Source organism: Sodalis sp. C49, assembly GCF_046352915.1.
Classification (GTDB): Bacteria; Pseudomonadota; Gammaproteobacteria; order Enterobacterales; family Enterobacteriaceae; genus Acerihabitans.
On record NZ_CP163303.1, the window covers coordinates 2,283,314 to 2,305,084 of the forward strand.

Consider the following 21,771-nt stretch of genomic DNA (forward strand, 5'->3'; position numbering starts at 1 on the left):
GAAAAACAAATGGGGGACGGAATCCCCCACTTTTTTACTTTTTGCCGAATATCATCATGCAACTGATGGATTATTCACCGGACGCCTGCTGGGTTTCATGTTTACCATAAATCAGCAAGGGTTCCGACTGGCCTTCAATTACCGCTTCGTCGATCACCACTTTCTCGACGCTGTCCTGCGAAGGCAGTTCATACATCGTTTCAAGCAGCGCGCCTTCCACGATGGAACGCAGGCCGCGGGCGCCGGTTTTGCGCGCCATGGCTTTCCTGGCGATAGCCGTTAGGGCTTCGTCGCGGAATTCCAGCTCCACGCCTTCCAGATTGAACAACGCCTGGTATTGCTTGGTCAGCGCGTTCTTCGGCTCTTTCAGGATTTGAATCAGCGCGTCCTCGCTCAGTTCATTCAGCGTGGCCAGCACCGGCAGACGGCCGATAAATTCAGGAATCAAACCGAATTTAATCAGATCTTCCGGCTCGACCTTCGTCAACAACTGGCCTTCGGACGCCTTCTGGGCGCTGCCTTTAACCGTGGCGCTAAAACCAATGCCGCGCCCGGTATCCACACGCTGCTCAATCACCTTGTCCAGGCCGGCGAACGCGCCGCCGCAGATAAACAGGATCTTGGACGTGTCCACCTGCAGGAATTCCTGCTGCGGATGCTTGCGTCCGCCCTGGGGCGGAACGGCGGCGATGGTGCCTTCGATCAGTTTCAGCAGCGCCTGTTGCACGCCCTCGCCGGACACATCGCGCGTAATCGACGGATTGTCCGATTTGCGTGAGATCTTATCGATTTCATCAATATAGACGATACCGCGCTGCGCCTTCTGCACATCGTAATCGCATTTTTGCAGCAGTTTCTGGATGATGTTTTCCACGTCCTCGCCGACATAACCCGCTTCGGTCAGGGTGGTGGCATCCGCCATGGTAAAGGGCACATCCAGGAAGCGCGCCAGCGTCTCCGCCAGCAGCGTTTTACCGCTGCCGGTGGGGCCAATCAGCAGGATATTGCTCTTGCCGAGCTCAATGCCATTAGTGGTATCACCGTTACGCAGGCGTTTGTAGTGGTTGTACACCGCCACCGCCAACACTTTTTTGGCTTTTTCCTGGCCGATAACGTAATCGTCCAGGTGATGGCGAATTTCATGGGGCGTCGGCAGAGCGCTGCGTTCGCGATGCGGAGCCACCTCTTTGATCTCTTCGCGAATAATGTCATTGCATAAATCGACACATTCGTCGCAGATATACACTGACGGCCCTGCGATCAGCTTACGCACCTCATGCTGGCTTTTACCGCAGAAAGAGCAATACAGCAGCTTTCCTGAACCGTCTTTGCGCTTATCTGTCATCAGTAAACCTCTTTCTCTAGTCTTTGTCCCGCAGGCCAACCACGGCGGCAACGCGACTGCTTAACGTAAAACCGGCGTTTGAGTGGTGTTAGTCTACTCGAATGACTCAATACTGTAACTATAGTCTATCGGTATTCAGAATTACGCCGTCAAATCGCGTTTGCTTAATATGGAATCAACCAAACCGTAGTCTACCGCCTCTTCGGCGGAGAGGAAACGATCGCGTTCCGTATCTTTTTCTATCGACTCAAGAGAGCGGCCGGTATGTTTGGCCATCAGTTCGTTCATGCGCGCCTTGACCTTGAGGATCTCCCGGGCATGAATCTCGATATCCGTGGCCTGGCCCTGGAAACCGCCCAACGGCTGATGGATCATCACCCGCGAGTTCGGCATGCAGAAACGTTTGCCCTTGGCGCCCGCGGTCAGCAAAAACGCGCCCATGGACGCGGCCTGTCCCATACAGAACGTGCTGACGTCCGGTTTGATAAACTGCATGGTATCGTAAATCGACATGCCGGCGGTAATCACGCCGCCCGGTGAATTGATATACAGATAAATGTCTTTTTCCGGGTTTTCCGCTTCCAGGAACAGCATCTGCGCCACGATCAGATTGGCCATATGATCTTCAACCTGGCCGGTCATGAAAATGATGCGTTCTTTCAGCAGGCGGGAAAAGATATCGTATGAACGTTCACCGCGTGAAGTCTGCTCAACCACCATCGGCACCAGGGCCATATGGGGTGCTTGTTGTTCTGTTTCGCCACTGTATGACATTATCGTCTCCTAGATAAAATTCGCTCGGCGTCTTTATATTTTCCGATTCTACTTGAGATGAAGCGCGATCGCCATGCTCAAGCCGTCGGGCCGCCTTGGTGTCGGACGGATGTAATCAGCCAGGGACGTATCATTGTCTGGGCTTTATAATCCCATCTATATAGCTAATTGGGGTATGAAACGTCCCTTTTCAAGCGCCCGCCGCATTTTCTTTAACGGTTTTCGTTATTGTCTTGCCGGCGCGGCGCGGCGCCAATCCAGTTTTAGCATCGCATCCTCTTTTAATATAGCGTTAATTACTGAAAGTTATCATCGTGAAGCACAAACCAACAAAAAGCCCGCCATCGGTTGATGGCGGGCTTTTAATGACAAACACATCGACCGGCCGGGAATACGTTGGGCCGGTCGTTTATCAGGCCGCGGTCGGCTGATTCATCAGTTCGGTGAACGTGGTGGGTTTTTCAACCACTTTGGCCTTGGCCAGCAGGGCTTCAACCGCCTGTTCTTCCAAAGCGACGTTACGCATATTATTCATCATTTCCTGATTTTTTGCGTAAAACTCAATCACTTCGCGCGGGTCTTCATAAGCGGAGGCCATTTCCTCTATCAGGGTTTTCACCCGTGAATCGTCCGCCTTCAGCTCATTGGTCTGGATAACCTCGCCCAACAGCAAGCCTACGCGCACGCGGCGTTTCGCCTGTTCTTCAAACAATTCGCGCGGCAGCTCCAGCGCCTGCTTTTCATTACCGCCGAAGCGCTGTGCCGCCTGGCGGCGCAGCACGTCGATTTCGCCGTCGATAAGCTTGGCCGGCACATCGATTTCGTTAGCGTTGATCAGGCCGTCGATCACCTGGTTCTTCACGCGGTTGCGCACGGCGTTTTTCAGTTCGCGTTCCATGTTCTTACGCACTTCCGCGCGCAGGCCTTCGATGGAACCGTCGGCTACGCCGAAACGTTTAATAAACTCTTCGGTCAGTTCAGGCAGCTCGCGCACTTCGACTTTTTTCAACACTATCGAGAATTTGGCCGCTTTGCCTTTCAGATTTTCCGCGTGGTAATCTTCCGGGAAATTGACGTCGATATCAAAAGACTCGCCGGCTTTATGGCCGACAACGCCCTCTTCAAAGCCGGGAATCATGCGGCCCTGTCCCATTGCCAGGACAAAATCGCTGGCCTTGCCGCCGTCGAATTCTTCACCGTCGATGGTACCGGAGAAATCAACGGTGACGCGATCTTCCGCTGTTGCGGCGGCATCGCTTTCTTTCCAATCCGCCTGCTGCTTGCGCAGGGTTTCCAGCATCTGGTCGACGTCGGCGTCGTTAACTTCCACGATCGGCTTTTCGACTTCAATGGCGTCCAGGCCTTTCAGCTCCACTTCCGGATAGACTTCAAACTCTACGCTGAAGGTGAAATCTTCGCCGGCCTTGTACTCGCCGGGTATATAGCTGGGCGCGCCAACCGGATTGATCTTTTCCTGGATAATGGCATCGACGAAGTTGCGCTGCATAACATCGCCGAGTACGTCCTGACGTACCGACATGCCGTAACGCTGCGCAACGATGTTCATGGGGACTTTACCTTTACGGAAGCCGTCGATGCGAACTTTCTTGGCGACATTCACCAATTCGCTTTTTACCGCTTGCTCTATGCTGTCGGCGGCAACGGTAATTGTTACACGACGCCCCAGGCCTTCAGTGGTCTCAACAGAAACTTGCATCTTGTTACCTCAAAAAATCACAGTGCTCGGTCAACGCCAGAAGCCGTTTTCAAAGAAGCGGTCATCCAGGTCCACTGACGTGAAAATGGCCTCTGAGAACCGGGAGGTCTGAGTGAACAGATACCTGTTCCCCGTCGTCGTCAGAAGCATCCCGAATACATTCCGGAAATATAAGACGCGGCATTATAGCGGCATAGAGTTTATGAGTCGAGAACAGTGCGAAAATTGCCGCATACAGAGCGCCATGGCGCACAAAATTCAAAAAAACCGGGCGTCGCGGCATGCCAGGCCCGCCGACACCGCAGCGAATCACGGCGTGTTCAAGGGAGAGCATGCCGATGGGGTCGAATCGGGCGTGGTGTTCCCGCCCGACCGAGTGCCCCACGGCATGCTAGGCCCGCCGACACCGCAGCGAATCACGGCGTGTTTGAGGGAGAGGATGCCCGCCAACGGCGGACGCAAATAAAAGGTAATCAGTTCAGGCGATAAGCCGGGTGCCCCGGCACGGCGGCGACGCGGGAACCGCGTTCTGCAGGCTGGTCCACTCTTTCAGGGTATAGGCATGCAGCGCAAGCGCATGAACCGGGCCGGCCAGTTCTTCCGCCAACACGGCATACAGGGAACGATGGCGGGTTAAGATGCGCTCGCCAGTAAAGTTTTCGCTCACCACGATCACTTTAAAATGGCTTTCCGCACCCGCCGGCACATTATGCCGGTAGCTCTCATCCACGACTTCCAGGAAAATCGGATCAAACGCCGCCCTTATTTTTGCTTCAATCTGCTCGCGAAACATTTCATTCTCCTTACTGCGTAGGCCGCGTGCCCTGCACCGTCAATTAAACTTTAGCTGACTTTTTATTAACTCATAGCACTATTATCATAAATTTTTGTCTTAAAAAGCCGAAACTTCAGCCTGGTTTAACAGTATATGGAGTGACGAAACGGTTAAAAAGACATTTTTTGCCGAGCCCCCGCCCACAGCGGGAAAATCGGACATGACGCAATTTAGCGTGATTCAGATCTTCCCCCGGCCAGCGGCGATGATATGATGAGAGCAATATCTCTCACCCCTAATGCATCTTAATGATTGAGAAGGCGATTATGCTTAAAAAATTGTTTTTCCCCTTATTGGCCGCGCTGTTGCTCGCCGGCTGCGCCGGCAAGAGCAACACCCTCGACATCACGCCTAAAATCGAGTTGCCGCAACAGGATCCGATGATTCGCGGCGCCACCGTCAGCGTCAACGGCGCCGATCAGCGCACCGACCAGGCGCTGGCCAAGGTGAACCGCGACGGCGAACTGGTCGTCCTCACTCCGTCGCGCGACCTGCGCTTCCTCCTGCAAGAAGTGCTGGAAAAACAGATGACCGCCCGCGGCTATATGGTTGGACCGAACGGCGGCGTCGACCTGCAAATTATCGTCAACAAACTGTATGCGGATGTATCCCAAGGCAATGTGCGCTATAACATCACCACCAGCGCGGATATCTCGATAATTGCCCAGGCGAAAAACGGCAATAAACAGATAAAACATTACCAGTCCACCTACAATGTCCAGGGCGCGTTTGTCGCCAGCAATCAAAAAATCACCAATGCGGTGAACAGCGTGCTGGGGGATGTCATCAGCGATATGGCGCAGGACACCAGTATCACCAACTTTATTAAACAAAACGCCCAGTAATCTTTGCCTTATCCTGCCCGCGTTCAGGCGGGCAGCCGCCGGTCCCGCAACGCCAATGAGACAGCAGAAAGCCGCCCATGCCTAATCACCAGCTCAGCCTCGCCACCCTCGCCCAGCCGCGATCCCTCATGTTATTGTGCCTGGGCTTCGCCTCGGGGCTGCCGCTCGCGCTCACATCAGGCACGCTCCAGGCCTGGATGACGGTGGCCGATGTCGATTTAAAGACCATCGGATTCTTTTCGCTGGTGGGGCAGGCGTACGTGTTTAAGTTTCTCTGGTCGCCGCTGATGGACAGATACCAGCCGCCGCTGCTGGGCCGGCGACGCGGCTGGCTGGTGATAACCCAGCTGTTGCTGATGGCCGGTCTTATCGCCATGGGCACCCGGGATCCGTCGCGCGATCTGATGCTAATGGCCCTGCTGGCGGTATGGGTGGCGTTTTGCTCCGCCTCGCAGGATATCGTGTTCGATGCCTATAAAACCGATCTCCTGGCGCCGCAGGATCGCGGCACCGGCGCGGCGGTGTCGGTGCTGGGCTATCGCGTCGGCATGCTGGTATCCGGCGGGCTGGCCCTGTGGCTGGCGGATCGGCTGCTGGGCTGGCAGGCCACCTACTGGCTGATGGCAGGACTGATGCTGATCGGCGTGATCGTCGCCCTGCTGGCGCCGGAGCCGGACGACGCGGTTCCCGCGCCGCCGACCCTTGAACAGGCGGTGGTGGCGCCGCTGAAGGATTTTTTCGGCCGCAATAACGCGTGGCTTATCCTGATGCTGATTGTCTTTTATAAGCTTGGCGACGCCTTTGCCGGCAGCCTTAGCACCACGTTCCTTATTCGCGGCGTCGGTTTTGCCGCCGGGGAAGTGGGGGTGGTCAACAAAACCCTCGGCCTGCTGGCCACCGTGGTGGGCACCCTGGCGGGCGGCCTGCTGATGCAGCGCCTGTCGCTGTTTCGCGCCCTGATGCTGTTCGGCCTGCTGCAGGCGGTCTCCAACGCCGGTTACTGGCTGCTGGCGGTTACGGATCGGCATATCCTGACCATGGGCGCGGCCATTTTTGTCGAGAATCTTTGCGGCGGCATGGGAACCGCAGCCTTCGTGGCGTTGTTGATGACTTTATGCAACAAGTCCTTTTCCGCCACGCAGTTTGCCCTGCTGTCCGCGCTGTCGGCGGTGGGCCGGGTCTATGTCGGCCCCATCGCCGGCTGGTTCGTGGAGCTCCATGGCTGGGCCTGGTTCTACGTCTTTTCCATCATCGCCGCGTTTCCCGGCCTGCTCCTGCTGCTGTTATGCCGTGAAACCCTGCGGTTTACCCAGGAAACCGACAGTTTCCTGCGGCGCGACGGTTTTATCGGTCCCTATCGCTGGGCGCTGCGGCTGCTGATGCTGGGCGCGGCGCTGCTGGCCATAAGCCTGCTGCTGCTGGCGCTGCAGGCCCTGGGATGGCTGGCGTCCGGGTCCATTACAGGTTTTTTGTGGGAATCAGGGGCGATGTTGCTGGCTTTGGGTATACTAAGCGGGTGCTGGTGCGATTTTATATCAATGCGGCGCGCCAAAAACGCCGTTTGAGTCGATTAAAAAATAAGCGTTGTGTTGCCGACGCAATAACTGGCGAAAAAATAGCCCGGATAGCGGGGACATATTTTTTGTATCGGAATACGATATTTTTTTATGCCAGTAATGTGACAATTTAGTCAATCTACTATTTTCAAGCGGTCATATTTGCCGGCTTGTAGTTTATTTGTCTAAAAATGCTACCGCATTGTTAATGCAATGATACTAAAACTGCGGTGTTATTCTTTCTAAGGCGGATAAAGCGGCGGTTTGGTTTATTTCTCTCTAAGCCTTTGTGGATATTCATGTTTTGTTATAATTTCGGTTGCCAAAGATTTCATTTGCAAAAAGCGGAAACATGTTTCTGACAAAAGCTTAAGCGTGTTTACAGTACTGCAACCTTCCCGTAAAATGCCCACACACAAGAAACGACATTAAAGCCCTTTTTTTTATTGAGGTCGTTAGATGAGACTCAGGAAATACAATAAAAGTTTAGGGATTCTGTCATTGTTTTGCGCCTCCGCCCTGCTAAGCGGTTGCGATATGGCGTTAATGAATCCCAAAGGACAGATTGGACTGGAGCAACGTTCACTCATACTCACCGCCCTTGGGCTGATGTTATTAGTGGTTGTACCTGCAATCGTCATGGCAGTGGTTTTTGCCATCAAATATCGCGCGTCCAATACCCAGGCGACGTACAGCCCCAACTGGTCCCACTCCAGCAAAGTGGAACTGGTGGTGTGGACTGTCCCGATCCTGATCATTATTTTCCTGGCGCTCCTTACCTGGAAATCAACCCATGCGCTGGACCCCAGCAAGCCGATTGCCTCCGACGCCAAGCCCATCACCATCCAGGTGGTCGCCATGGACTGGAAGTGGCTGTTCATTTATCCTGAGCAGGGCATCGCCACCGTCAACCAGATAGCCTTCCCCACCAACGTGCCGGTCAGGTTCGAAATCACCTCCAACTCGGTGATGAATTCGTTCTTTATCCCGCGCCTGGGCGGCCAGATCTACGCCATGGCGGGCATGAACGCCACGCTGCATCTGATTGCCAACGAATCCGGCTCCTATGACGGCATCTCGTCGAACTTCAGCGGCAGGGGGTTCTCCGGCATGAAATTCAAGGCCATTGCCACGCCGGACCAGCAAGGGTTTGATGATTGGGTGGCCAAAGTTAAAGCCTCGCCGGAAACGCTCACCACCATGGATGCCTACGAACAGTTGGCCGCGCCCAGCGAATTCAATCCGGTTGAGTATTTCTCCAGCGTTAAGCCTGACTTGTACCATGCGGTGATTGATAAATTCATGGGCAAGGGCAAGAGCATGGACATGACCCAGGACAAGGACATGGACATGAGCATGAGTGAGCACTCTCACGCGGGAACCGAGGAATAACTACGATGTTGGGAAAATTAACGCTGGATTCGGTTCCGTACCACGAACCGATCATTATGATCACTGTCGCCGCCATTATCGTCATCGGCGCGGCGCTGGTGGCAGGCATTACGTATTTCGGTAAATGGGAATATCTCTGGAAAGAGTGGTTCACCACCGTCGATCATAAAAAAATCGGCGTCATGTATATGATCGTAGCGTTCGTCATGCTGCTGCGCGGCTTCGCCGACGCCATCATGATGCGTTCGCAGCAGGCGCTGGCCTCGGCCGGCGAGGCCGGCTTCCTGCCGCCGCACCATTACGACCAGGTGGTGACCGCCCACGGCGTCATCATGATCATCTTCATGGCCACCCCGTTCGTGGTCGGCCTGATGAACCTGGCGGTGCCGCTGCAAATCGGCGCGCGCGACGTGGCCTTCCCGTTCCTGAACTCGCTGAGCTTCTGGTTCTTCGTGGTGGGCGTGATCTTGATTAACGTCTCGCTGGGCATCGGCGAATTCGCTCAGACCGGCTGGGTCGCCTATCCGCCGCTGGCCGGCAAGGAGTACAGTCCCGGCGTCGGGGTCGACTACTGGATCTGGAGTATCCAGATAGCCGGTATCGGCACCACCCTCACCGGCGTTAACTTCTTCGCCACCATCATGCGCATGCGCGCGCCGAACATGCCGATGATGAAAATGCCGGTCTTTACCTGGGCCTCGTTGTGCACCAACGTGCTGATCATCGCCGCCTTCCCGATCCTGACCGTGACCATCGTGCTGCTGACCCTGGACCGCTACCTCGGCACCCACTTCTTTACCAACGACATGGGGGGCAACATGATGATGTATGTCAACCTGTTCTGGGCCTGGGGCCATCCGGAAGTGTATATCCTGGTGCTGCCGGTGTTCGGCGTGTTCTCGGAAGTGGTGGCCACCTTCTCCAAGAAGCGGCTGTTCGGGTATACGTCCCTGGTATGGGCCACCATCGCCATTACCATCCTGTCGTTCTGCGTGTGGCTGCATCACTTCTTCACCATGGGCTCCGGGGCCAACGTCAACGCTTTCTTCGGCATCATGACGATGATTATCGCCATTCCGACCGGGGTTAAAATCTTCAACTGGCTGTTTACCATGTACCAGGGCCGTATCGTCTTTAACTCGGCCATGCTCTGGACCGTCGGCTTTATCATCACCTTCTCCATCGGCGGCATGACCGGGGTGCTGCTGGCGGTGCCGGGCGCCGACTTCGTGCTGCACAACAGCCTGTTCCTGATTGCCCACTTTCATAACGTCATCATCGGCGGCGTGGTGTTCGGCTGCTTTGCCGGCATGACCTACTGGTGGCCGAAGGCCTTCGGCTACACCCTGAATGAAAAATGGGGTAAACGCGCGTTCTGGTTTTGGATCGTCGGTTTCTATGTCGCCTTTATGCCGCTGTACGCCCTGGGCTTCATGGGCATGACCCGTCGTCTGAGCCAGCAGATTGATCCGCAGTTCCATGCCTTGCTGCTGGTTGCCGCCGGCGGGGCGGCGTTAATCGCGCTCGGTATCCTGTGCCAGGTCATCCAGATTGTGCTGAGCGTTATCCAGCGCGATCAGAACCGCGATTTGACCGGCGACCCGTGGGGCGGACGCACCCTGGAATGGTCCACCTCCTCGCCGCCGCCGTTCTATAACTTTGCCGTGGTGCCGGATGTCCAGGATCACCGCGACGCCTTCTGGCAGATGAAGGAAGACGGCACCGCTTACCAGAAACCGGCGTCCTACGAGCCGATCCATATGCCGAAAAACACCGGCGCGGGCGTGGTGATCGCGGCGTTCAGCCTGTTCTTCGGGTTTGCCATGATCTGGCATATCTGGTGGCTGGCGATTATCGGCTTCGCCGGCATGATCGTTACCTGGATTGTGCACAGCTTCAAGGAAGACGTGGACTACTACGTGCCCGTCGCGGAAGTGGAACGCATCGAAAACCGTCATTTTGAACAAATCAGCGAAGCGGGCCTGAATAATGTCAACTGAGATCTTACATAATCACGATCATGTAGACGCCCATGCCGGCCATGGGCACCACGACGCCGGGGCGATTAAGGTCTTCGGCTTCTGGATTTACCTGATGAGCGACTGTATTTTATTCGCCACGCTGTTCGCCACCTATGCCGTACTGGTTAACAGCACCGCGGGCGGTCCGTCGGGTAAGGAAATCTTTGAACTGCCGTTTGTGCTGGTGGAAACCTTCTGCCTGCTGTTCAGCAGCATTACCTACGGCATGGCGATACTTGCCATGAACCAGGGCAATAAAAGCCGGGTTAACGCCTGGCTGGGCCTGACGTTCCTGTTCGGACTGGCGTTTATCGGCATGGAGCTGTATGAATTCCATCACCTGATTGCCGAAGGCAACGGCCCGGACCGCAGCGGCTTCCTCTCGGGGTTCTTTACCCTGGTGGCGACGCACGGTCTGCACGTGACCTCGGGACTGATCTGGATGGCGGTAATGATGGTACAGGTGGCGAAACGCGGCCTCACCGCCACCAACCAGACCCGGTTGATGTGCCTGAGCCTGTTTTGGCATTTCCTTGACGTAATCTGGATATGCGTCTTTACCGTGGTGTACTTGATGGGGGCCATGTAATGAGTAGTCATGCAACAACCGGGCACGGCGGCGCCAGCCACGGCAGCCTGAAGTCGTATCTCATCGGTTTTGTCCTGTCGATCATCCTGACCGTCATTCCTTTTGTCATGGTGATGAACGGCTCGGCGACCAAGACCACACTGATTGCCGTACTGGCGCTGTGCGCTGTGGTGCAGATCATGGTCCACCTGGTGTATTTCCTGCATCTGGATCGCTCCTCCGAGCAGCGGTGGAACGTGGTGGCGCTGGTCTTCGCCGTACTCATCATCGCCATTCTGGTTGTCGGTTCCCTGTGGGTCATGCTGCATCTGAACTACAACCTGATGAGCCATTAACCGAGCGTAATCCTGATGATTAAGCAATACCTGCAAGTAACAAAACCAGGAATTATTTTCGGTAATTTAATTTCTGTCATCGGCGGATTTTTGCTGGCCTCCAAAGGCCAAATTGACCATGCCTTATTTTTCGCCACCTTAATCGGTGTCTCACTGGTGGTCGCCTCGGGTTGTGTTTTCAACAACTTTATCGACCGGGACATTGATAAAAAAATGGAAAGGACCAAGAACCGGGTCCTGGTGAAAGGACTTATCTCCCCGCAAGTGACCCTGGTTTACGCGACTGTGTTGGGTATCGCCGGTTTTGTGCTGCTGTACGTGGCGGCCAACCCGCTGGCCATGTGGCTGGCGGTGGCGGGCTTTATTGTCTATGTGGGCGTTTATAGCCTGTATATGAAGCGCAAGTCAGTTTATGGCACCCTTATCGGCAGTTTGTCCGGCGCGGCGCCGCCGGTTATCGGCTACTGCGCCGTCAGCGGCCGGTTCGATATGGGCGCGTTGATTCTGCTGCTGATTTTCAGTCTCTGGCAAATGCCACATTCTTACGCCATCGCCATTTACCGTTTCAAGGACTACCAGGCGGCGTCAATCCCGGTGCTGCCGGTAAAACGCGGCATATCGGTGACCAAAAACCATATTACCCTGTATATTATCGGGTTTATGGTGGCGACGCTGATGCTGACCCTGGGCGGTTACGCCGGCTATAAATATTTTATCGTCGCGGCCGCGGTCAGCGTCTGGTGGCTGGGCATGGCGTTGCAGGGCTATAAATCGGCCAACGACGACAAGGTCTGGGCGCGCAAGCTGTTTATTTTCTCCATCGTGGCGATCACCTCATTGAGCGTGATGATGTCCGTGGACTTTATGGTCCCGGCCAGCAACAGCCTGTTATCGTACGTCTGGTAAAATCCGCATTGACCTATGGCTGGCAAAGCCCCGGTTTTGCCAGCCCCCTGCCCCGCCATCGACACCCTTTCGCCGCCATCTGTTACATCTGTTAAAAGACGTTCCGTTTACCCGGTTCGCACGGCGCATTAAAATGATGTGGGTAGCTCTCTTGAGGTAGTAATGAACGATACTAAAATGACCGGCAGCGAACTGCGCGCCACCTGGGGCTTGGGTACGGTGTTCTCGTTACGCATGCTGGGCATGTTTATGGTGCTGCCGGTACTGACCACTTACGGTATGGCATTACAAGGCGCCAGCGAAGCCCTGATTGGGCTGGCCATCGGCATCTATGGCCTGGCGCAGGCGCTATTCCAGGTACCTTTCGGCCTGATCTCCGACCGGGTCGGCCGCAAGCCGCTGATTATCGGCGGGCTGCTGGTGTTTGCCCTGGGCAGCGTTATCGCCGCCCTCACCGATTCGATCTGGGGCGTCATTTTAGGGCGTGCGCTGCAGGGATCGGGGGCCATCGCCGCCGCCGTTATGGCGCTGCTGTCCGATTTAACCCGCGAGCAGAACCGCACCAAAGCCATGGCATTTATCGGCGTCAGCTTCGGCGTCACCTTTGCCATCGCCATGGTGCTGGGGCCGATAATAACCCATGCCCTGGGCCTGCATGCGCTGTTTTGGGGTATCGCCCTGCTGGCGCTGGCGGGCATCATCATCACCCTGGCCATCGTACCGGCGGCGGATAGCCATATGCTTAACCGCGAGTCCGGCATCGTCAGAGGAAGCTTTAGCAAGGTGCTGGCCAACGGCCAGCTGGTTAAGCTCAATATCGGCATTTTTTGCCTGCATGCGCTGCTGATGTCGAGTTTCGTCGCCCTGCCGCCGATGATGGCCAAGGCCGGCCTGGCGCCCGCCGATCATTGGAAAGTCTATCTTATTACCATGCTGGTATCCTTTGCCGCGGTAGTGCCATTTATCATCTACGCCGAGGTTAAGCGGCGGATGAAGCGGGTATTTATGATCTGCATTACCCTGTTGCTGCTGGCGGAAATCGTGCTGCTGGCCGCGGGGCAGCATTTGTGGACGATATTTGCCGGCATCCAGATTTTTTTCCTGGCGTTCAATGTCATGGAAGCCATTCTGCCCTCGCTTATCAGTAAAGAAGCACCGGCCGGGTATAAAGGCACCGCCATGGGCGTCTATTCCACCAGCCAGTTTCTCGGCGTGGCGGCCGGCGGTAGCCTGGGGGGATTATTGTATCAATGGCAGGGGGCGTGGCTGGTATTTACCTTTGGCGCGGCGCTGGCGGCGATGTGGTGGGTTATCAGCATTTCGCTTAAGGAACCGCCTTATGTCAGCAGCCTGCGCATTACCTTGTCGGAACTGGCGGTTAAGGATGGCGCGCTGGCGGAAAGACTGAAAGCGCAGCCTGGGGTTACCGAGGTGGTGGTGGTGGCGGAAGAACGGAGCGCCTATATCAAAATTGATACCAAGCAAACCAGCCGATTAGAACTCGAACGGTTGATAAGCTTGGTATAAACCAAATTTATTAGGGTCTCTACTTAGGTCTTGGATTGAATAAATCCCAGGCGCTGTCCGATAATGAAAGCATATGAGTATAGGGTTCAAAAGTGTATAGCATCATCTGCGGCAGCCCAAAAATAACGCCATGGATTCAATCGGCAAAAGACGCCATCAATATATTGATAACGAAGACCCGCCTTACCTAGCTCACTGAAAAGGCTATTTAAGTTGGCAAATTTATAATCAATTACGCCTCTGGCGGGGAACACGACGTCCACATTATACCGTTGAGATAGATGGAATAGCGTCTCATATGCTTGTTCTTCGATTTCCAAGCTGTCTTCAATTGGATATTGCATAAGATTATAATTAATTACATAAGCCCCAGGAAGAACAATATTCCTTGATTGATAGCTACTATCCATAATGCCAACCAACCCAGGATCATTAAGAAATCGCCCTTCGCGCCCAAAAAAACGGACAGCGGTGCCATCAGAAACCTCAATACGTTCACCACTAAAAAATGGTTGAGCCCCATGGGCGTCAATGATTAATCGATCGGAATATTGCGAGCCTCTGAATATAATAAAATCTTCGCCTAACATTTCCCCACCCGCAGCCAATGCAGCCCTATTAGCAGCGAGTACCGACAACTTCGCACCCGCCGCCGCCGCACCCAAGGCTCCTAATCCACCGAGGCCTGTCCCTAATGAAACCCAACCGAGAATAGCTGATGTACGCGGATTCGATCCTTCTAAAGCAGCCGAAGCAATTCCGGTCGCGGCGGAGGTGAGCTCAAGTAAACCTGCCACCCCATATAAGGCCATCACGCCCGCGGTGGCTGCCGCCAATGAGTAGCCGAAGGTAGGTATGGCTAACACTAACCCTATCACACTAAATAAAACGGTAAATGCTAATCTTCTGCTTAAGTGACCATCCAAATCAATGCCGTTTATTGGATCATTGTTGCAATAGACGTAGGGGTTTATGCCCCCCGCACCAAATGGGCTGAGGCTGTCGGGGCTGTTAAAGCGCATTAAAATCGGGTTGTATGAACGGTAGCCATTGCCCAATGGGTAAGCGCCGGTAATAGCATCGCGCAGCTCACCCTTAAATCCCGGCAAGGCTGGATCCTCCGTTTGACGGTAACCCCATGGGGTGTACAAATGGAGTTCGGTATTAAAGGTGGCAGTAACGTCAAAACTTACGCGGCCGGTTAAAACTACATTTAGCAATCTATCTCTCGCCATTTCTGCCATGTCTTCAAAAAAACCGTTGGCTCTTGATATCTTTAACCATTTAGCAACCCAGGCAGTATCATTGGCATCAGCATCACGTTTCAACTGTGGTGTATTATGCTCGTATATAATGTTACTCACCGGCTGATGATCAATTTCTTCTTTTGCCAGGCGATCCATGCCATCATAATCATAATTACCTGAATGCTCAGGTGAATGGGCTTTTATTAGCCGCCCGAGAATATCGTACTGCAATGTACGCCCCGCCTCGTCCACATCCATTCTCCCATTAGCATCATAGTGGAGTGAAATTAACGGGGGATAGACTGGAGCACTGTGTGAGACCGAGGTCAATTGAGTAGGATCATCCGGATTGTCATAATGAAACTCCGCATAATCATCTCCATAAAAAAAATGCGTGTGACAGCGGGTCATATTATTCAACGCATCGTAGGAAAAATTCTGTTCATCAAATTGTTGACCATAAGCATCCGTAGCAAACTCATGGCTTTCACTTTTCATATGAATAAGCCGGTTACACTCGTCATATTCGTATAATTCATGGTTTACAAGTTTTTCATCCAAAGTGATCTTTTTATCAAGAATATTCCCATTTCGTTCATAAAAATATTCTATTGTTAGTTTCGTTTCCTTGAAATTGGTTTGAAAATCCGCTCCCATAACAATTTCACGTTTATACTCACGACTGAACTCATCATAGGAAAATTTGGTATTAACGTAAAAATCAACATAACCATCGGTATGGTTTAACTCGGCCACGCGGCCAAAATCATCGTAATCCGTTTTAGTGTAAGAATTAATATTTTGACCTAATATTTGTTGACCTGTTTGTTTAGAGTACCAAAAAGAACGTTCATAAGTGGATGATGGATTATCCCCTGACAGACTACCTTTTTTTTCAGCGCCCAACAATGTCCAATCGAATCTAATACTAGCGTTGATGTCAGAAGAAAAATCTTCTTGCCCAAGTTGCCCAGAAGGTGAATAAAACCAGCGTTGCATAATCCGCCCCCGGCCTACCGGATAGTCAACATTTTCACTTGTCGAAGCTTGTATTTTCCCGGCCAGGGTATTCCAGGAATATACTTTGTATAGACTTCGATCGGCTACTAAACTGACCACATTGCCCAATTCTGGAATATATTGATATTCAAGTGATTGTCCCGCCGGGGTGGTTACTACGCTAGGTTTAGGATTAGCACCAATATATTCATAAGTATATCTGCGCCCGCCAGAAACGGACTCCTTCAAACGTCCCAAACTATCGAATGCCTGAGTGCCTAATATCGTCACGTTTTCCTGTATATCTTGTACACTAACTTCGGTTACGCAGGGTTTATCAGTATGGACGGCATACTTTCGTAAAGTTGCATTTTTATCAGGCAAACCTACCATAACTTGCCTATGAAACGCATCATATTCGTAATGGGTGACATAGCCTTTTTCGTCTTTGTACTCACGCAGCAAGCCGTAGCCATCATATCTTGAGCTAGTTTCAGAATAAACGCTGCCATCAAGACTAATACATGATTTTTTTAGCGGTTGCATCCCTATATTAAAATCGATCCTGATATCGCCAAGTTTTTTATTAGGATCGGTGGAACTGTATTTTTTCAAGGTTGCCTGAAGTTTAATCGGATCAAACTGTATTTCCTCATGGGTTCCGTCACTGCGTCTTATCACGCTGACATTTCCCCAAGGTTCATATTCCATGGTAGCTGTAATACTTACGCTTTCTTCTATTTCATCAGGTGTGGGAACAAAGTGGTCAGTCAGGGTATTAGATAAAACCTGGCTAATAGCATTATATTCCTTACTTTCGATCTCAAACCATTCATCGCTTTCGGCGCGATCAATATTATTGGATGCCTTTTTAACTGGCCTTCCTAGACCATCAAACCAGCTGCGTATCTTATTGCCGGAAGCATCGGTGGTGGTTGTCACCCCAAAATTACCGTCACAGTTTCTCTCTATGTAGTAATCTAGTGTGCTTATACGTTGATAGGCGGTGCCGGGATTTTGCGTGTGCCGGATTAAACGGCCCAACAAATCATAGTCATAATTGTGTTGACTGTTTTGCGCATCGACTTCTGACAGCACGCGTCCGGTGCAAGAAGAGGTTCTGCTGGCGGTGGCATAGGCTAGGCCATCATAGCCGGTGTCATCCCTGGATATGACTAAAATAACACCCGACAAGAAATAGGTAAATTGTGTGGTGGCGGGATAGCTGTGATCGCCATCGATAAACGTTTTGACCCTCCGTTCTAGCCTGCCATGCATTGGGTTGTTGTTAAGAGGGCTGCTTATATAGAATAGTTCCTCGCTGGTGATAAGTACCTCTTCTGATTTCACCGATTCATGGGCATAAAAGTGGCTTTTTTTCGGAACAATGGACCAGGCGGCCGGTGCATTATCTATTGAGGGAAAACTTTCATATTCATGTACTGTCACTGTATATTCAGTAATAAATTCCCGACTAGAAGGTTTGATGGTTTGTTTATATAAATAGCGTACAAACCCCCAGGGATCTAATGTCTCTGGATGCTCCTTATTATTCTGATAATATTCATTTTCGATAATCATACCATCGGGATTTTGCTGCCAAACTAGGTTGCCGCCTTCGTCGTAGCGCGTTTCGGTAGTTTCCACCCTGGTGATTTTATCCGGAGATATGTAGGTTATTTTTTGAGTGGACGCCAGCTGATATTGACTGGGCTGGGCATCAAAAGGCTCTGTCAAATTAGAATTAAACACAGTTTCTTTTTTAGTGACATAGCTTTTTGAGTCACGCGTTACCGTTTTTATCACTTCTATATCATTATGCAATACATCAAATACATATCGAATACTAATGGTATCAGCACCGTTTGTATATTCTTCATGTTGATAGTATTGATAATCAAAAAGATACTGACTATGCTCAAGCAGATAGTCACGATAGTGTACCCAAAATTGTTCAGGGGAGTGACCGCCAAGAAAATTGGATAAAGAGTAGGTGTAGTTGCTGGTGATGAGGGGAGTTTTACCGCCGATGCTTGTTACCTTTTTCGATACTCTCGGTAATGCCGGTAAATACGCGCTAGTAGGGAAGACCGTTGCGCTATCTTCATAGGTTATTTCATACGTAATATCAGGATCGGCATGCATTTTTGTAAGTAAGCGGTAATGAAGAAAATTAGTATATTCAAATTCGGAACTCGCCAATATTTCGTTTTCGCTTAAGGTCAACACTTCGCTAAGACTATTATGGTCATCAAATCGTAATGCGAACGAAATAGATTCTTGGGTGCCCGGCCAGGCAGTTATTAAAGTAAGCCGATCTTCGGGGAGACCACTTTGATTGAAATAATCAATTCTTAAGGTCCCAAAATCATTGTCGACTATGGAAGTCAACTTAGGCATCGTATTGGAGTCGACAATATCCCATTGAAACATCAACATTAAACCAAAGGGGTTGTAAATCCTCAGGACAACTTTGAACGTGTCCATCTTTTGCGGGCTGCCTAATTCTTCCACTATGCCATTTTTCCATATAATCCGATAACCGTTTTCTGTTCTAACAAAATGGAAGTTAGTCAGTTTTTTTTGTATCACCTCAATGCCTTGTGGGGTTTCGATGACACTATATTGTTCACCTGAACTCAGTACTAAAATCCCATAGGCAGTATCATAATAAGAATAGCCAAGATGAAATCCTAAGCCAAAACCATAATTAAAGCTACCAAACCCATTATAGCTGAGCGCGACCTGGAAAACGGGCCCTAATCCCGCATTGCCCACCAAGTTCACTAAGGGCAAATAAACATTAAACATGCCGGTACGCGGATTGACCGTGGTTTGATTGGCATCGCTATAATTAAATGCCTGGGATGAAAATTGTCTACTCATGATGACACCTCACCTACTGTTGCTATTATGACAAATTTTTCACAGTGAGTAACAAACGGTATAAGTACTTTTCGCGTAATGTGAGAAAGGTATAATCATTTATTCCCGCGTGAAAAAATTTATAGAAATTAAGAAATAAGGCTTAAAGCATATAAATACTGTCGACTCGCTAACTCTTGGGGAAAGCATTATGATGCCCACGCCAAAACGACATTAAGCCTTGGCGTTAGACTTCACACATTAATGCCACCAATCGTTTAAATAATTTTCTGTTAAGTTAAAAACGCTAAAGAAGATCACTGTAAAATCAATGCATACATTTATGTTATATAAACAGATATGTTATAAATTTTACATAGAGTGACTTTTTAATTAATATTACTCGTTCCTCTACAAAGATATTTATTCCCCATAGTGATAGCAAACAGAGGGATTCATTTCAATAGGCATGCATTGATTATGCAAAAAAGGGTATTCAGGCGGCATTTTTTGATACGCTAAAACTAAAAACCGCGCCCGCTCTATTTAATAACAGACGCCTATCTTATTAAGTTATATAGATTAAAATGGGCAAGTCGCCCTGCCGTCAGCCCAGCACTTAATCGCGAAAATTAGTAAACTGAAACGGCTGGCCCAGCTCTCCGCCTTTGACCAGCGCCATGGCGCCCTGCAAATCATCGCGGGATTTGCCGGTAACCCGTACCTGCTCGCCCTGGATTTGCACCTGTACCTTCAGCTTGCTGTCTTTGATCAGTTTCACCAGCTTCTTGGCCAGGGTGGATTCGATGCCTTGCTTGAGCTTGGCCTCGACGCTATAGGTTTTGCCGCTGCGCGCCATCTCGTCCGGCAGCTCTATCGCCCCGCCCTCAATACCGCGTTTGGCCAATTTTTCCCGCAGGATCTCGACCAGTTGCTGCACCTGGAAATCGGATTCGCTGGTGGCGGTGATGCTTTGGTTTTTTTCATTGAGCTCAAAACTTGCCGGTACGTTGCGAAAATCCCAGCGGGTGGTGAGCTCGCGGCTGGCATTCTCCACCGCGTTGCGAACTTCCTGCATATCTATTTCTGAAACGATGTCAAATGAGGGCATAATGTGTCTCCGGCTGCCATTCTTTGGTTAGCATCATACCCGCTTGGTTTGCCAGATACAAAATACTGTCCGCGGCGTCGGCAAAAAAATGAATAGGCCTAAAACGGCCCTTGATAGGCAGCGAATATGTCTATAATCAGAGCAATCTACGCGCAGGCAGGCGCTGGTTGGCTTAATGCATAGCAAAGGTTAAAACATGAATATTACCGTTCTCGGGTGTGGCGCCATCGGCCAGTTGTGGCTGGCCGGACTGGTGAGCCAGGGGCACAACGTCCAGGGATGGCTGCGCGTGCCGCAGTCGTCTTGTACGGTGGATGTGGTGACGCCCCTGGGGGAGAACGTGCGGCATCAGTTGCCCGCCAACAACGCCGCGCTTTTGTCCGGGAGTGATCTCTTGCTGGTGACGCTGAAAGCCTGGCAGGTTTCCGGCGCCATCCGCACGCTGTTGCCGCAGCTCAGGGCGGACTGCGCCATTTTATTGCTGCATAACGGCCTGGGCACCCGCGAAGAGCTGCCTGCGCTTACCCAGCCGTTGTTGCAGGGCATCACCACCCACGCGGCTTATCGCAGCGAGAGCGGCAGCATTATCCATGTCTATAACGGTACCACCCGTATCGGCCCGCTGACGGAAAACGCGCAGTCCATCAGCCACCTGGCGGAAAAGCTGCACGAGGCGTTGCCGGATGTGGCCTGGCATAACAATATCGCCGCTTCCTGCTGGCTTAAACTGGCCGCCAACTGTGTCATCAACCCGCTGACGGCGGCCTATGAGTGCCGTAACGGCGAGATAGAACAGTATATCGATCAGATCGAAGCGCTGTGCCGCGAAGTGGCGATGGTCATGGATCGCGAGGGATACCATACTTCTTATGAAAGCCTGCTGTTTTACGTTGGGCAAACCATTAAAAGCACCGCGGGCAATACGTCGTCGATGCTGCAGGATATTCGCGCCCAGCGTCATACCGAGATTGACTATATTAATGGTTACCTGGTGCGGCGGGCGCGGGTACATGGCCTGAGCGTACCGGAAAACCAGCGGTTGTATGAGCTGATCAAACAGAAGGAGGACCACTATGGGCGTCTCGGCGATGGTATGTCTGGCGACTGGGAGTGAAGAAACCGAAGCGGTGACCGTGATCGATCTGCTGGTCAGGGCCGGCATTGAGGTGACGGTGACGGGCGTGGGCGTGGGCAACGCGAGCCATGGGATTGTCTGCTCGCGCGGAGTACGGCTGCTGGCCGATGCCCCGCTGGCGACGGTGGCCGGCCGGGCGTTCGACGTTATCGTCCTGCCGGGCGGCGTCAAGGGCGCCGAGGCCCTGCGCGACAGCGCGGCGCTGATTGATTGCCTGCGTCTGGCAAGTCGCGCCGGCAGACTGATTGCCGCCATCTGCGCGGCGCCGGCGTTGGTGCTGGTACATCATCGCCTGTTTCCTGATGCCGCGTTAACGGGGTTCCCGGCGTTGAAAGACCGGATCCCGGCGTCGCAATGGCGGGACGAGCGGGTCGTTTACGATAAAACGGCGAACCTGCTGACCAGCCAGGGTCCGGGTACGGCGATGGAGTTTGCCTTGCATATTATCGGGCTGCTACTGGGCGGAAGCAAAGCGGCGGAAGTGGCGGCGCAGCTGGTGCTGCCTGCGGGCATACGGGATTTCGCCGGGTAACTCACTCCGGGATCCCGGCCGGCGATGGCGAACACGCTTG

The 21,771-nt window shown here is 52.2% G+C and carries 16 protein-coding genes; 10 read left to right on the top strand and 6 right to left on the bottom strand.

Annotated elements, in window-relative coordinates:
* Positions 1-70: 70 nt before the first annotated feature.
* From clpX to bolA, 4 genes are all read right to left on the bottom strand, one after another.
* The gene (gene clpX / locus ABUK12_RS10380; protein ID WP_410016186.1) at positions 71-1,345 is read right to left on the bottom strand and encodes an ATP-dependent protease ATP-binding subunit ClpX; all 1,275 of its coding nucleotides are present in this window, start codon (positions 1,343-1,345) and stop codon (positions 71-73) included.
* A gap of 141 nt (positions 1,346-1,486) precedes the next feature.
* Positions 1,487-2,119: an ATP-dependent Clp endopeptidase proteolytic subunit ClpP gene (gene clpP / locus ABUK12_RS10385; protein ID WP_410016187.1), complete on the bottom strand. Its 633-nt coding sequence runs from the start codon at positions 2,117-2,119 to the stop codon at positions 1,487-1,489.
* Between the two features lie 412 nt (positions 2,120-2,531).
* Entirely contained in the window at positions 2,532-3,836 is a 1,305-nt protein-coding gene (tig, locus tag ABUK12_RS10390; RefSeq protein ID WP_410016188.1) for a trigger factor, read from the bottom strand.
* A 478-nt stretch (positions 3,837-4,314) separates the two neighbouring features.
* Entirely contained in the window at positions 4,315-4,629 is a 315-nt protein-coding gene (gene bolA / locus ABUK12_RS10395; protein ID WP_410016189.1) for a transcriptional regulator BolA, read from the bottom strand.
* 308 nt (positions 4,630-4,937) lie between these two features.
* Between bolA and ABUK12_RS10400 the strand changes: the two genes are divergently transcribed.
* The 8 genes from ABUK12_RS10400 (at position 4,938) to ABUK12_RS10435 (ending at position 13,842) form a co-directional block, all read left to right on the top strand.
* Complete coding sequence (locus ABUK12_RS10400; RefSeq protein WP_410016190.1) at positions 4,938-5,516, top strand: lipoprotein; 579 nt, start codon at positions 4,938-4,940, stop codon at positions 5,514-5,516.
* Positions 5,517-5,593: 77 nt separating this feature from the next.
* Complete coding sequence (ampG, locus tag ABUK12_RS10405) at positions 5,594-7,081, top strand: muropeptide MFS transporter AmpG (RefSeq protein WP_410016191.1); 1,488 nt, start codon at positions 5,594-5,596, stop codon at positions 7,079-7,081.
* 450 nt (positions 7,082-7,531) lie between these two features.
* Positions 7,532-8,464: a cytochrome o ubiquinol oxidase subunit II gene (gene cyoA / locus ABUK12_RS10410; protein WP_410016192.1), complete on the top strand. Its 933-nt coding sequence runs from the start codon at positions 7,532-7,534 to the stop codon at positions 8,462-8,464.
* 5 nt (positions 8,465-8,469) lie between these two features.
* Positions 8,470-10,464: a cytochrome o ubiquinol oxidase subunit I gene (cyoB, locus tag ABUK12_RS10415; protein WP_410016194.1), complete on the top strand. Its 1,995-nt coding sequence runs from the start codon at positions 8,470-8,472 to the stop codon at positions 10,462-10,464.
* Entirely contained in the window at positions 10,454-11,074 is a 621-nt protein-coding gene (locus ABUK12_RS10420; RefSeq protein WP_410016195.1) for a cytochrome o ubiquinol oxidase subunit III, read from the top strand. Before cyoB ends, ABUK12_RS10420 begins: the two co-directional genes overlap by 11 nt.
* Positions 11,074-11,409, top strand: coding sequence for a cytochrome o ubiquinol oxidase subunit IV (locus ABUK12_RS10425; protein ID WP_410016196.1), 336 nt, complete (start codon positions 11,074-11,076; stop codon positions 11,407-11,409). Before ABUK12_RS10420 ends, ABUK12_RS10425 begins: the two co-directional genes overlap by 1 nt.
* A gap of 15 nt (positions 11,410-11,424) precedes the next feature.
* Complete coding sequence (gene cyoE / locus ABUK12_RS10430; protein ID WP_410016197.1) at positions 11,425-12,315, top strand: heme o synthase; 891 nt, start codon at positions 11,425-11,427, stop codon at positions 12,313-12,315.
* 162 nt (positions 12,316-12,477) lie between these two features.
* The gene (locus ABUK12_RS10435; protein ID WP_410016198.1) at positions 12,478-13,842 is read left to right on the top strand and encodes an MFS transporter; all 1,365 of its coding nucleotides are present in this window, start codon (positions 12,478-12,480) and stop codon (positions 13,840-13,842) included.
* Between the two features lie 86 nt (positions 13,843-13,928).
* On the opposite strand, the gene ABUK12_RS10440 is transcribed toward ABUK12_RS10435, so the two are convergent.
* Both ABUK12_RS10440 and ABUK12_RS10445 read right to left on the bottom strand, forming a co-directional pair.
* On the bottom strand, positions 13,929-18,974 hold the full coding sequence (locus ABUK12_RS10440; RefSeq protein ID WP_410016199.1) for an RHS repeat-associated core domain-containing protein: 5,046 nt from the start codon (positions 18,972-18,974) through the stop codon (positions 13,929-13,931).
* Positions 18,975-19,572: 598 nt separating this feature from the next.
* Positions 19,573-20,064: a YajQ family cyclic di-GMP-binding protein gene (locus ABUK12_RS10445; protein ID WP_331122703.1), complete on the bottom strand. Its 492-nt coding sequence runs from the start codon at positions 20,062-20,064 to the stop codon at positions 19,573-19,575.
* Between the two features lie 196 nt (positions 20,065-20,260).
* Here ABUK12_RS10445 and panE point away from each other — a divergent pair, with 196 nt between their 5' ends.
* Together panE and yajL are read left to right on the top strand one after the other, a co-directional pair.
* A complete protein-coding gene (gene panE, locus ABUK12_RS10450) occupies positions 20,261-21,178 on the top strand; it encodes a 2-dehydropantoate 2-reductase (RefSeq protein WP_410016200.1) in 918 nt (305 codons plus the stop codon).
* On the top strand, positions 21,138-21,731 hold the full coding sequence (gene yajL, locus ABUK12_RS10455; protein ID WP_410016201.1) for a protein deglycase YajL: 594 nt from the start codon (positions 21,138-21,140) through the stop codon (positions 21,729-21,731). The genes panE and yajL overlap by 41 nt, the downstream gene beginning before the upstream one ends.
* Positions 21,732-21,771 lie beyond the last annotated feature (40 nt).